The organism is Paenibacillus sp. MMS18-CY102, assembly GCF_009789195.1.
GTDB lineage: Bacteria > Bacillota > Bacilli > Paenibacillales > Paenibacillaceae > Paenibacillus_T.
Map to the genome: position 1 here is coordinate 1 of NZ_WSTC01000023.1, position 13770 is coordinate 13770.

Genomic DNA, 13770 nt, shown 5'->3' on the forward strand with positions numbered 1-13770 from the left:
GTTCGCCGTTTTGCAACCCTTATTTCACAATTCTGGCCACCTGAGCTTGCTATGTCTTGGTGGCCGGTTTATTCAAGCATAGATTCTCACACTTGCCAGTTAATCTCGTGAACTGCATAAGTCCTGTTTGAGTTATTGACTTGGAAATTACAGGATTAATGCTGATTAAATAATATTTGACGCATACGATTGTTGAATTTAAAAGGAAAATACCATTCAATGTGGAAAATAAGTACTATTCCTAATTTAATTGCGAGGTAGAAAATGGTATCTATAACGGAAGCGTTCGTCGATAGTTTGGCTCCTAATGCGAGTGCAATGAAAAACGGCCGTGACTTGGCCAAAAAGAATAGTTTCTCAGAGTTGTGCATTACAGCAGATGAGACACTCATATTTGGAGAATGCAAGGGAAGCGGCAAGGAGCCGTATCTATGCTCCGTCGATTTTTTGCGTCCTGAAACTCCCGTTTTTCGTTGTTCCTGTCCTAGCAGACAGTTTCCTTGCAAGCATGCGCTTGGATTACTGTATGCGCATACGCTGCAAAAGCCATTCGAGGTTGCTGAAATTCCAACCGATATTGCAGACAAGCGCGAAAAGGCTGAGAAACGAGAGGAAAAGAAGAAAGAGTCTGAGCTTACAGATGCATCAACTGATCGTTCGAAACCAGCACGTAAAGTGAATAAAGCAGCATTTGTTAAGAAAATCAATGCGCAGTTAGAGGGATTAAGCATCTTAGAAAAGCTCGTCTTGCAGATTGTTCACAATGGACTTGGCAGTATCGATAAAAAGTCACTTCAGTTAATGGAGGATCAGGCTAAGCAACTAGGCAACTATTATATTTCTGGTGTTCAGGCGGCACTAAGGGAAATAGTCCTGATGATGAAATCAGCCGATAAGGAAATGGCATATTCGCAAGTGATTGAGCAGCTCATTCGACTGTGGTCACTCGTGAAGAAAGGCAAGAGCTATCTCGAACAAAGATTAGCAGAGCCTGAGCGGCCAATGGATACGGAGACTATGCTTGAGGAGCAACTGGGACATACTTGGCAACTTACGGAGCTTAAACAATTTGATCGAATCAAGCAGGATGTAGAGTTGTTGCAGTTATCCTTCTTGTCCTATACGGATCATGCGCGTAGTGAATTCGTAGACGCCGGATGGTGGGTCGATCTTCAAGACGGAACCATCTATACCACTCGCCATTTGAGGCCTTTCCGTGCAGCCAAATCCATGAAGGAAGAAGATACTGTTCATGCGCTCGTCACTGCAGAGGAACTCTACATTTATCCTGGCGAGCAGAATGCTAGGATAAGATGGGAGAATGTGAAGTTCCGAGAGGCTGATGCAGAGAAGTTTAAACGGGTTAAATCTCTTGCAGTTCCTACATTTCAAGATGTGATCAAACAGGTGAAGAATGGCATAAAATCGCCTTTGGCGCTTAAAAATCCTGCCGCTCTCATTGCTTTTCATGCGATTGAACGAGTTGGCGACACGATGGTGCTTCGAGATGTACAGGGCAAACAACTGACGATAACTAATAATTTTATTAGCGGATCAATTAACTCGGATTCGATTATTCCGCTATTGCCCAAGGACGATTTGAACGATCAAGCTGCGCTCGTCGTTTTTCAGCATGACGTCGAGAACAGGCGTTTGGGCGTTCAACTGTTAAGCATTATTACGGATTGCCGAATGATTCGGCTGCTGTATTAGAGGAGGGCCTTATGAGTGTAGAACTATTGTCTGATCTGCAGCAGGAGGTTCGCCGGTTGTTTATAGCCGGGAGCGCGATGGCGCAGGGAGATATGCGATTAACTAAATTGCTGCCCCAGCTCAAGAAGCTTGGAGAGGCAGCACCTGTATTCAATCGTCTTGCTGAATCTTCAGAAGGGCTACTGGGTGCTACAAGGGAGGAAAGTCCAGCAAAGTTGTTGGAGCTTGCCGCTTTGTTAAGTGCTGTCCTTCATACGCAAGGGAAAACGGAGACGCCAGGAGAAGCTTCCCCCATTGAAACCTTAGGCATTTCATTAAACACGGATGTAACTTATCGCAAGCTGCAGCCCGTAATCGAGGCGCTCACTACGAAAGGTCCAGGACGACTCGAACTATTGCGGCAATCGGTTGAATATAACAGCTACCTTGATTTGCGCTTACTGCCGGCAGTATGTAGAGGACTAGATGATAGCTTTCATGAGATTTCAGATTATGTTCAAATGAATCTTATCCCAGGATTTGGCCATCATGCTATCCCAGTATTGAAGAGCCAGCTGAACTTACAAGGTGGAAAAGCCGACGCTCGCAGGCTGCAGATACTCCATGGGCTATTGGGGAAAGAGATGATTGCACTCCTCATGGAGGCCGCCACTTCAGGCTCGGTTGATCTTAAAGTCCCTGCAATTTCGTTGTTAGGCGGGTATCCAGAGTACGAGCCGTTCTTGCTGGAGAGAAGCAGGGAAAAGCGGAAGGAGGTAAGGTTGTCCGCGTACCATGCGCTTGCCAGCATTGGCTCGGATCAAGCCACTGCCCGTTTGTATGAAGCGTTATGCGCGAAGGATAACGAGATAGTCGTTGAACCGATTCAGCAATGCGTTTCTTATAACTTATACTGCAAAATCATCGAACTAGCGGAAAAAGAGTTTGATCGTTATGAATCCACTTCAGGTTCAGAACAGGTGCAAGCGATGCAACAGCTTCATATCGCACTGCGTTGCTTGGAGGGACCACGGAAGCAGTTTGCTAATGCAGCCCTTCCGTTATTGAAAAAGCTCTTGTTATCCCCGGCCTTCATCGTAATTGAGACTGAAGCCGTTCAGGAAACCGCAACTGAGCTGTTGCTGGGGTTAGAGGATATTGATTCCAATCAATTTGCGATGGAGCTCCATTATGAGCATAAGAAGAAGCTGATCGGTTGTAGCTTCCGTGCTGCTTACAGGCTATTAGATCGATCTGAATTGTTCGTTCGTTATTCTGGAGAATTTGCCGGATTAAGCGCATCAGCAAAAGAGATGCAGCGAGCGATACGAGTATTAGTTGCTGAACAACTGCAGCAGGACGAGAACGCAAGCGATGCTATAATGGCAGAGGGTTTATGGGATTCGCGATGGGTACAACTGTTCGCAGAGCAAGAATGGACAGATTTAGTTTGTGTCTTTACCCATGAATTAGAACCTAGCATCACGAATTATTTAGTTACGAGATTAAAGGAAGACACCTATCTCAATAGTCCGCTAACCCGGCAAATCTTGCATACGTTATATCGGATCGGGTACCCAAAGACGCCCCAACTGATCATGAACCTTCTTAAGAGTGGAGAGTCCCTTGCCTACTTCTATCTAGACTGGAAATCAAAGCGGCTTATCACGATGATGCCAAAGGAATCTATGCCTGCGCTTCGCGAAATCGCAGAACAATTGGCCAGTCAATCTACAAAAAAACAATTAAACGAAATTATCGACACGCTTGAAAGTGCGCCGGATGAAATATTAAATGGGAGTGAGCCAGCGAGATGGGAATGGATCCAAAACAGGATATCTTAAGGTTGTCAGCGGAGAAGCTTTATGCAGAAGAGCTTGAAGCGCTTCGAAATGCGGATCAAGACGCGAAGCCGAAAGGGTGGCAATTATCGCCCAAATCGGTGCTCACTTTCATAACAGGCGGTGTAGTCGGAGGGATGGTTATTACTCCGAAGTATATAGGCAATAAACGTCTCGTCGAGATGGCAATTGCGACTCTCCTAACGGACAGAGCCCTCTTATTAATTGGAGAACCGGGAACCGCTAAATCCTGGCTATCCGAGAACTTGACCGCTGCCATTCATGGAGATTCTTCCAAAGTGGTACAAGGTACAGCTGGCACTAGCGAGGAGCATGTTCGTTACTCTTGGAACTATGCACTTCTACTGGCACAGGGACCGTCGGATCAAGCGTTAATCCGCAGTCCTATTCTTCGTGCAATGGAAAGTGGCGGTATCGCACGTTTTGAAGAGATTTCACGCTGTGCTTCCGAGGTGCAGGATGCGCTTATTTCGATTCTGTCGGAGAAAACCATTTCTATTCCTGAGCTTGGTCGACAAGTAGCGGCAGAACGGGGTTTCTCTATTATCGCAACTGCGAATACACGCGATCGAGGCGTTAACGAAATGTCTGCGGCCTTGAAGCGCCGGTTCAATATTATCGTGCTGCCAGCGCCATCGAGCCTCGATACGGAGATCGATATCGTCCGCAGACGTGTCGGTGAGATTTCTGCCAGCTATGAGCTGCAAGCCTCACAGCCAGATGAGGATGCGATTCGTAAAGTCGTAACGATTTTCCGCGAGCTGCGCAGCGGGCTGACGCTGGACGGCAAGGAAAAAGTAAAGCCACCTAGCGGCGTCATTTCAACTGCGGAAGCGATCTCATTGCTTACAGGCAGCATGGCTTTAGCCGGAAGCTTCGGTAATGGAAGCATTAGCGACGAAGATATTGCAGCCGGCCTGCAAGGTGCGATCGTAAAGGAAGATGAGAAGGATCAGCTCGTCTGGAAGGAGTACTTGGAGAACGTCATGAAAAAACGGGGGGCATCATGGCGAAGCCTGTACAGCGCTTGCACGGAGATGAATGGATGAACGCGGTAGATGAACCGCATTATTTTGGCATTCGGCATCTTTCGCCAGCGGGTTCCTACCATCTGCTCGAGTTGCTGCGGAGGGTAAAACCGACCGCAATACTAATCGAAGGCCCCAGTGATGCTGGCGCCATTGCGATGCAGCTGACATCCCGCGGCGTGGTACCGCCAGTTGCATTGCTTGCTTACACTGAACAGCTTCCGATAAGGATGTTATTATATCCATTTGCTGACTATTCGCCTGAATACCAATCGTTGATATGGGCGAAGCAAAATGGCTGCCACGCTGCCTTTATTGATTTGCCGACGGATGTGTCTTTGGCGCTGATGGACAAAAGGAAGGCTCGAATGGTCGAAGAAGCTGATGATACACCGTCGGATAATGATCCTTCCGAATGTCTGCCTAGATTTGCGCTAATGCAGCGTGATTTGTATGCCCGGATCGCAGAATTGTCGGGAGAACCGGATTACGAGTCCTATTGGGAACGATGTTATGAACATAACTTGCAAGCAGGGTCCTATCAACGCGCTATCTTGCATTATTCAACTGAAATGCGGGCGTTAACCGAACAGGATGAGATTCGTCTAGCTCCCCAGGAAGCTGCGTACAATGAAATCCGCGAGTCTTTTATGCGGCGTAAAATTTATGATGCTATTGCTGAAGGCCATCAGCCTGAGCAAATAGTCGTCGTAAGCGGTGCCCATCATACGATAGCATTAAGCTTGCAGCTTCCTATTATGACAGATGAGCAGATTGCTAGGCTTCCGCGTGTAAAAACTAAGATGACTTTAATGCCATACTCTTATTATAAATTGTCATCGCATTCCGGATATGGAGCGGGTAATGAGGCACCTGCCTATTTCGAGCTCCTGTGGCAGTGTATGAAGCAAGAGGAATTAGACAAGCTGCCAGCACTCTACTTGTCATCTGTCGCAGCCCGATTGCGCGAACAAGGCACGTGGCGATCAACAGCTTCGGTCATTGAGGCTGTCCGATTAGCTGAGGCGTTAGCCTATATGCATGATGGGGCGCGGCCGACCTGGAAAGATCTTCGAGATGCGGCCACAGTATTGTTCGGCTATGGCGAGTTTTCGGTCGTTGCGGAAGCATTGGCAAGAACGGATATTGGAACGGCAATCGGCAGTTTGCCAGAAGGCGTCAGCCAGACACCTTTGCAGGATGACCTGAATCGTGAGCTTAAGCGGCTCAAACTGGAGAAATATAAAACGCTGGTCGCTGAGGCTTTGGAACTGGATTTGCGCGAAAACCGACGGGTGAAATCAGTCGAGTCTGCGTATATTGACTTGAATCGTTCGGTATTATTACATCGGTTAGCCGTACTTGGCATACGGTTTGCCCGTAAACAAAGAGTTAGCCAGAAGGACGCGTCATGGGCGGAGCATTGGGTACTGCAATGGTCGCCGGAAGCGGAGATTGAGACAGTCGAATCCACATTAAAAGGCGAGACAATTGAGCTTGCCGCAGCCTATGCTATTCATGAAGAGCTAATGGCCTGCTCGGATATTGAAGCGGCAGCCCGGTTAATTCGAACATCTTGTGAGTGTGGCTTGCCGCAGATCATGAGCCAAGCGACGAGTGCGCTGCAGCAGCTTGCGGTCGATGCTGGGGATTTTCAACAAATTGCGAATACGGTGCTCGAGCTATCCGTACTTCTTCAATATGGTTCTATCAGGCGATTCGATACGCTTGCGCTTGTCCCATTGCTCCAGCAGTTGTTCCTACGAGGAACAATGATGCTTCAGGAAGCTGCCAACTGTAATGATGATGCTGCCGCAAATATGATCAGTGCAGTGCACGCTATGCATGCAGTTGCGCTTGAGCATTATGAAGAAGTAGACGAAGCGCTCTGGATGTCAAAGTTGAAGGAACTCGCAGAACGTGATGATCGTAATGCCAAATGTTCGGGCTATGCATTTTCGATTTTGTTAGAACGTAATGAAGCTGACGAGGAGCAGTGCGCCAAGGAGGTGTCTCGAAGATTATCGAAAGGGATGCCCGCTGAGCTTGGAGCAGGCTGGTTTGAAGGCTTGTCGATGCGTAACCGCTATGCGCTGCTGTCGCGTGATTATTTATGGCGGCAATTGGACGTTTATATCGAAACCTTAGATGTGGGGTCATTCAAGCGGTCGCTAATTTTTCTTCGCAGAGCGTTCGGAACATTCGAGTCTCGGGAGAAAGCGGGAATTGCCGAAATGCTAGGCGATCTGTGGGGTCATGGAGCAGAATCAATTGGAGAGGCTCTGCAACGGCCGCTCAATGAGGATGAGAAGGAGCAGCTGAATGAACTTAATGATTTTGATTTTGGAGATTTGTAAGCTATGACGGCGTTGAATCCCGAGCAACTAAAAAGGTGGAGGCTCATTCTGGGTGCAGCCGCCGAGGATAAGCTTCTAACAGCTAGCGGCAATTCGAATGGCAACCAGCTGCTTGATGATGAGGATCGATTAATGGATGAAGCCTTAGCAGCCATCTATGATGGAACTTCAAATGCGACGGCTGGCGATGCTTCTGGCAACAGCGGCAATTCGGGTTCACGAGCTGCGGGGCTTGGTTCATCCTCGCCCAAATTAGCGAAGTGGCTAGGGGATGTACGGACATTTTTCCCTTCAGACATCGTTTCGGTCATTCAATCCGATGCCGTAAAGCGAAAAGGCCTAACACAATTGCTGTTCGAGCCGGAGCTGCTCTCGCAGGTCAAACCCGATATTGGGATGGTAGCTACACTAATGGCGCTGCGAGGACAGATACCAGAACGGACGAAAGAGACCGCTCGAAAACTTGTCCGAGAGGTTGTCGATGAGATCGTAAAACGTCTTGCCCAGGATCTGACTCGTGCTGTTACAGGTGCCATAAACAAAAGACAACATTCGCCGCTACCTTCGATGACGGGCCTGGACTGGGCAACTACGATCCGCAAAAATCTTAAACATTACGATACAGAGCGTAAGCTGCTCATTCCGGAGAAGGTATACTTTTTTGATCGAGCACGCAAAAGTAAAGAGTGGACCGTCATCCTTGATATTGACCAGAGCGGATCAATGGCGAATTCAGTTATTTATGCCTCCATCGTAGGGTCGATTTTTGCGAGCATGCCTTCACTAGACACGCGCGTTGTTGCGTTTGATACGGAGGTTGTTGATCTTAGCGAGCAATGCGCAAGTGATCCCGTCGATATGCTATTCGGCATTCAATTAGGTGGCGGCACAGATATTAATAAATCGATCATGTATTGCGAGCCCTTCATCACTGAACCCATGAAGACAATCTTTCTTCTTGTATCTGATCTTTATGAGGGCGGCAATCGAACGGAAATGCTGCGCAGATTAAGAGAGCTGCATGAAGCGGGCGTCAAAACGATCTGCTTGCTTGCATTATCCGATGATGGAGTGCCGTCATACGACACAGAAGTTGCAAAGAAGCTTGCGCAGTATGGCATACCATGCTTTGGCTGCTCGCCGAACAAGCTGCCTGAATTGATCGAGGGTGCATTGAAGGGAATGGATTTGCAATCGCTATCGAAACGGGTCGGGCAAGGCTTAAAATAGAAAATATAAAAGCCGCAGGCACACGCCTGCGGCTTCTCTCATTCATACTATTGATTCATAAACACAAACCACTTCCAAACGAAATAGAGTGGCGTACAGCAAGCGATGAAAAGAACGGTGACGATGGCCATGCTCTTTAACGAGGAGCGGTCATTTGAAGATTTATTCCAATATTTCATGCCTAACATGGCAACTCCACCAGCAAAGAAGGCAATGGCTTGAGGCAGAGCGATTAATCGTGCATTTCTGATCGTGTAGGGAGCATCGGGATGGGAGAACATGAAGGTGAATTCGGCTATGCCTAGCAGAAATAAGATACAGGTGAGCAGTACTAATTGCCCAACGCCAACCTCATTACGATAAAGAAATAGTAAGCCGTACACAAACGCGACCAAATAGATCCCGATTTCAAGCATGACGAGCAAGAACATCGTGAGCAAAAAAGTTAAAATATGACTACTTGAAAGGGTGAGCAGCTTAAAGCTTAATGCAAATATTCCAAAATAAACGACAAAAAATTGAAAAAATCGCCAAGAGGGCGACCGCGATATAGAATGAAATATGCCTTCCTCCTGTAATCATCCGAAATTACGACTTGCTAACCAACATATTCCTTAACGATTGAGGTGGATGAATGGTTTCATAACTAAGGCTGATACCCCTTCGGCATTCATTGGCATTCCAATTAGTGGTATACTACAGCAGGATCAACGCACTTGATTATACCATGAGGAAAAATTGGCTTGGAGGTACGGAAGTGGAAAAACAACAGGCACAAGGCAACAAAACGTACGCCGTACAGTTAGTTACGATTTTTCTCGGTTTCATTGTTTTTGGGTTGTCGGAAAATATTAAGGGACCAGCAATTCCGCGCATCCAGTTCGATTTTGCATTAAGTGAGGCGCAGCTTGGCACGTTATTATCGCTCAATGCGCTCGGTTATTTGATTGCTTGCTCCTTCACAGCATTTCTCGCCCGTAAATGGGGGGTTAAAGCTGTCAGCGTGCTCGCTTTTGGGACGATGGCTTTATCAGGCGTATTCATCTATGTGTCCCATAGTTACCCCGTATTCTCGGCTTCGTATTTCTTGATGTATATCGGAAATGGCATATTGGAAATTGCGTTAGCCATATTGAGCGCCAGAATTTTCGTGAAGAACACTGGGTTTATGATGAATCTTACCCATGGTTTCTATGGGCTTAGCTCGACAGTCGCGCCGCTAATTGCAACAGGGCTTATGACCGTTAACATTTGGGGGCAAACGCTGGATTGGCGAGGAATGTATTTTATCATGCTTGCGTTATCGATCGTACCGATTCTGTTTGCCTTATGGAGCAAGTTTCCTGAGGACGATATTAGCCACGAAGAGCGCGTACCGATTAGAACACTCCTGAAGGACCGGGCGTTGTGGTTTATGGTACTCATTTTATCGTTTGGCGTCGTTTCGGAATTGGCAGTAGGGGGCTGGCTCGTTAATTTCTTGGAAAAAGCGTACCATTGGGATACCGTTACAGCTTCGGGCATGCTATCTGCCTTCTTCCTCTGTTTCGCACTTGCTAGATTGTTATTAGGAGCAATTACGGATAAAATCGGATATAATCTTTCGCTAATCGTTTTCTCTGGCTTTTCTGCGATCTGTACCTTTATTGCCATTGCTGGCGGGGAGCGCACTGCGTTTCTATTCGCTGCATCAGGGATCGGCATTGCGATGATTTATCCGACCGTCATGGCGTTCATCGCCAAACGGTATGCAGGCGGCAGCGATAACGCCATTACGATAATCGTCACGCTAATGGGGGTAGGCAGCGTCATCGGAAACTATCTCATCGGGGGCATTATGGAGATAGTCAAGGACCGTTATGGTGCGAACACGGAAATCGGTTTGCTCCGTGGATTGCAGGCTGGATATGGGTTTATCGGGTTGTGCGCCGCGATCTGCACGGTGTTTAGTTTCATGCTGTATCGTTATTTAAGGAGCCGCAAGGAACTGATTTAGCTAGTTAAGCAGTTGGTTCAAGCCTAGCCGCCATAATAGCTTTAATCAAAACAGCTTCCAGAGTATGTTCCCATTTCGAAAGATGTGGGGACAGCTTTGGAGGTGTTTTTGTGTTGGCGGGAAAATTTAAATCGTTGTGGCATTTGGCATTCATTTACAAACAAATAAGTGATATACTCGCAAATAAGCTAGAAATGTGTTGAAACGGGGGGGAATCGCTTGAAAATATTAGTGCTAGGCGGTACGCGCTTTTTTGGCAAAAAATTAGTGAATCACCTGATTGAAGAAGGGGCTGCCGTTACTGTTGCTACACGTGGCAAGACGGAAGATCCGTTCGGAAATCGCGTTAAGCGAATTGTTGTCGACCGGTATGATAAAGCTTCCATGCAAGCGGCATTCCGTAATGAAACGTATGATGTTGTATATGACCAATTATGCTATGCACCATCAGATGCCCACGATGCCATTGAAGTATTCCGTGACCAAATTGGCCGGTATATATTTACATCCACGCAAGCCGTTTATCCTTATTCCGAAAAGGCGCTCACCGAAGAAGATTTCAATCCTAATACATATGTAATCAAGTATGGAAGAAGGGCTGATTTTTCCTATAACGAAGGGAAAAGGTTAGCAGAAGCTGTGTTATTTCAAAATGCGCCTTTCCCGGTAATAGCTGTGCGTTTCCCGTATGTCTTAGGGCTGGACGACTATACGAAACGGCTCAACACGTACATCGATTCCGCATTAAGGGGAGAGAAGGTTCCGATTGAAAATCTCCATGCTTTGCTTTCTTTTATTTCGTCAGATGAAGCAGCTAGATTCCTTGCTTTCGCCAAGGGAATGGAGTGGAACGGCCCGATCAATGTTGCGTCACCCGCATCTATTTCCCATCAAGAGCTATTGTCTATGATCGGGGAAATATCCGGCCAGCAAATCCAAGTAACTAGCACGATAGGCGAAGGTGGAAGCTGGAGCGCGTATTCAAGCCCAGAATCGTGGCATATGGATTGCAGTAAATTACTCGGCACAGGGTATGAGCTTCCTCTGATTGGGGATTGGCTGCCTAAGTTGATTGAAGGGATAATGAATAAAGGGGATTGATCAGGCCAAAAAAAACCGCCTTTGTGAAAAGGCGGTTAATTGTGCTATTGTTCCCGGCTGCTTAAAGAAAGATGTTATATGAAATAGTTTTTATTTTGCTAATATTACGATTTGGTTTTGTTTTTGCTTGCTTTCTTTATGTATTCTTGGATCAAAGGGTAGATATCCAATTTCCATACTTCATTTTCTTTTCGTAGCCCTAAAGCCATGGAATGAGTCATTGTTTCTATACTAACGGTTATTATTACTGTTGCCTTATTCGCCTCGGCTGTACTCTCATCCACTTTGATAGAATCATAATATCTGTAATGTACGGCTGTTTCAGAATCATAATTCATTGCATAGTCGAAATAATCTTTCCGAAATTTATCTTGGCCAGGAAGTTGCCCCCCATTAAAAGTAATCTCATATAACAAGTCGGGGTCGCCAATTGATAGACAGTAAAGATAAATCAGTACCATGTCTTCAGGAGTGAAATTGGAAAGGTGTTGCAAGTTCCTCTCAGATTTAAATCGAGTAAAAGCTTCCTGCTTCTCTAACGGCAGCTGTTTCAGGTAAGAGAACTTTTCAACATGTTCCTCACTAGGATTTGAGTTTTTATCATTATTGAGAGAATTGTTTATTTGGTCTTTGTCGAGGGCTTCCACGGGAGATTCAGACTTCATAATCTTATCTGTGTTGCCACTGCTGCATGCTGATACTAAGGACATTATCGCTAACACTACTAAAACTAATCTTGCTTGCCTCAACCTATCACTCCTTAACATAGCCTGCTTTCAAATAAACAAATTTCCTATTAATACAATATATCCTAATAGTATAATAATTAAAATATTTAAAATCGAAGCACATACACTTCGCAATGCGGAAACACTGTTAGATATGCCTCCATAACCGATCACCGTAAGGATAAGATTTAATGCACTGATCATTAAAAGAATGGAATAAAAACTAATATGAAATGTGCTTATCATGGTTTGATTAATCGGGGTCTCGGCTAATCCTATGAATGCAATCCAAACACTAAGAGACATTATTAACGCCCAAATATTGATTTTCCTAAGCATCATTATTCATTCTCCTCAAGCCTTTTGCTTTTCTCTCATTTTCATTATAATACAATAATTAGCCAATTAAAGGAGGAGTTCAAATGAAACGAATTGCCATCGATATGGACGAGGTAATCGCGGATTTTAACGCTAAGCATCTTCGATTGTTTAATGAGGAGTATAACGAACAGCTTACGGTAGATGACCTGAAAGGGACACGGCTTCGGTTGATTCGTCCTCATTTGAAGTACGAGATCATTGCTTATTTGAAGGACCCCTCATTTTTCAGCGATCTCGATGTGATGGAGAACAGCCAGCAGGTCATCCAACAGTTGAGTGAACACTACGAAATTTTCATCACAACAGCTGCGATGGAATATCCAACCTCATTTGCCGCAAAGTATGAATGGCTGAAAAAGCATTTTCCGTTTTTAAGTGACATGAATTTTGTATTTTGCGGCGATAAGAGCATCATTCGGGCAGATTATTTGATCGATGATAATATGCGGCATTTTGATAACTTTACAGGGCAAGGGATTTTGTTTACAGCACCTCACAACGTGAACGAGAATGCAACGATACGGGTCAATAGTTGGTTAGATGTCCGCGATTATTTCTTAAAATGAAGTTAGGATTTCCATGTTTACAGCTGGAGCGGAACAGAGTAGAATAAGAGAGCGCTTTAACCTGTATACAAGTACACAATACGAATGGAGGGACTGGATTGGCCTATCCCGCTGCATGGCTGCGCGGCGCATCACTTGGGGAAGCGATTGCTTGCGAGCTTAGATTAAGCATAATAACGGGTTCGATCCAAGGCGGGGAGAAGCTGTCCGAGAATCGGATTGCTGCCGATTTTGGGACGAGCCGTTCTCCCGTGCGCGAAGCGTTGCGAACGCTTTCCGATGAGGGGCTCATTCGGTTAGAGCGAATGGGCGCCGTCGTATTGGGATTAAACGAGAAGGAAGTCGATGAGCTGTTTGATGTCCGGTATTTGATCGAGGGCTTCGTGCAAGAACGGCTGTCGCGAATGGACCGCGAGCCGGTCATTGTACAGCTGGAGCGCATTATCGATAAAATGAGCTTAGCCGCGAAACATCTGGATGCAGAAGAATTTGCGTATCAGGATTTTATGTTTCATGAAACGATCATCGCTGAAGCTAAGCATTCGCGCATATGGCAGCTGTGGCGGAGCATCCGCCAGATCGTGCTTGCCCTTATGCTCGTTACGACCGAGCGCGTATTCGGCGAAGGATCGGAACGGATTAATCGGGTGATCGAGAAGCATAACATCATCTTACAGGGGCTCCGCACTGGCAATGCCGACGAGATCCAGCAGCATGTCCGAACCTATTTCGAGGATTCATTCGTCACTTTGCACAAAAGTTTTGGCCAATCATAAGGACGGGAGAAATGCCTGTTTCCTTTAACGTCAAGTTGTCGACAAGTATACAT

Annotated in this window: 11 protein-coding genes; 9 read left to right on the forward strand and 2 right to left on the reverse strand. The window is 46.1% G+C overall.

The genetic code is table 11. The features are described from left to right. Window positions 1–264 precede the first annotated feature (264 nt). From GON22_RS17145 to GON22_RS17165, 5 genes are read left to right on the forward strand one after another with little or no spacing between them, the layout of a single operon-like run. Window positions 265–1713: an SWIM zinc finger family protein gene (locus GON22_RS17145; RefSeq protein ID WP_160397333.1), complete on the forward strand. Its 1449-nt coding sequence runs from the start codon at window positions 265–267 to the stop codon at window positions 1711–1713. 11 nt (window positions 1714–1724) lie between these two features. Beyond that, window positions 1725–3536 carry a HEAT repeat domain-containing protein gene (locus GON22_RS17150; RefSeq protein WP_160397334.1) on the forward strand — a complete coding sequence of 604 codons (1812 nt, stop codon included), beginning with the start codon at window positions 1725–1727 and terminating at the stop codon, window positions 3534–3536. Continuing rightward, window positions 3512–4603, forward strand: a complete 1092-nt coding sequence (locus tag GON22_RS17155) for an ATP-binding protein (RefSeq protein ID WP_160397413.1) — start codon at window positions 3512–3514, stop codon at window positions 4601–4603. The genes GON22_RS17150 and GON22_RS17155 overlap by 25 nt, the downstream gene beginning before the upstream one ends. After that, on the forward strand, window positions 4561–6939 hold the full coding sequence (locus GON22_RS17160) for a DUF5682 family protein (protein WP_237179220.1): 2379 nt from the start codon (window positions 4561–4563) through the stop codon (window positions 6937–6939). The genes GON22_RS17155 and GON22_RS17160 overlap by 43 nt, the downstream gene beginning before the upstream one ends. Before the next feature lie 3 nt (window positions 6940–6942). Further along, a complete protein-coding gene (locus GON22_RS17165; protein WP_160397335.1) occupies window positions 6943–8169 on the forward strand; it encodes a VWA domain-containing protein in 1227 nt (408 codons plus the stop codon). Window positions 8170–8216: 47 nt separating this feature from the next. On the opposite strand, the gene GON22_RS17170 is transcribed toward GON22_RS17165, so the two are convergent. After that, entirely contained in the window at window positions 8217–8585 is a 369-nt protein-coding gene (locus tag GON22_RS17170) for a hypothetical protein (RefSeq protein WP_160397336.1), read from the reverse strand. A gap of 311 nt (window positions 8586–8896) precedes the next feature. Between GON22_RS17170 and GON22_RS17175 the strand changes: the two genes are divergently transcribed. Together GON22_RS17175 and GON22_RS17180 are read left to right on the forward strand one after the other, a co-directional pair. After that, on the forward strand, window positions 8897–10165 hold the full coding sequence (locus tag GON22_RS17175; RefSeq protein ID WP_160397337.1) for an MFS transporter: 1269 nt from the start codon (window positions 8897–8899) through the stop codon (window positions 10163–10165). Between the two features lie 219 nt (window positions 10166–10384). After that, window positions 10385–11266, forward strand: coding sequence for an NAD-dependent epimerase/dehydratase family protein (locus GON22_RS17180; RefSeq protein ID WP_160397338.1), 882 nt, complete (start codon window positions 10385–10387; stop codon window positions 11264–11266). Window positions 11267–11370: 104 nt separating this feature from the next. Here GON22_RS17180 and GON22_RS17185 read toward each other — a convergent pair whose 3' ends face one another. After that, window positions 11371–12015: a hypothetical protein gene (locus tag GON22_RS17185; RefSeq protein ID WP_160397339.1), complete on the reverse strand. Its 645-nt coding sequence runs from the start codon at window positions 12013–12015 to the stop codon at window positions 11371–11373. A 401-nt stretch (window positions 12016–12416) separates the two neighbouring features. Between GON22_RS17185 and GON22_RS17190 the strand changes: the two genes are divergently transcribed. After that, the gene (locus GON22_RS17190; protein ID WP_160397340.1) at window positions 12417–12941 is read left to right on the forward strand and encodes a 5' nucleotidase, NT5C type; all 525 of its coding nucleotides are present in this window, start codon (window positions 12417–12419) and stop codon (window positions 12939–12941) included. Between the two features lie 98 nt (window positions 12942–13039). Beyond that, window positions 13040–13717 carry a GntR family transcriptional regulator gene (locus GON22_RS17195; RefSeq protein ID WP_160397341.1) on the forward strand — a complete coding sequence of 226 codons (678 nt, stop codon included), beginning with the start codon at window positions 13040–13042 and terminating at the stop codon, window positions 13715–13717. Window positions 13718–13770 lie beyond the last annotated feature (53 nt).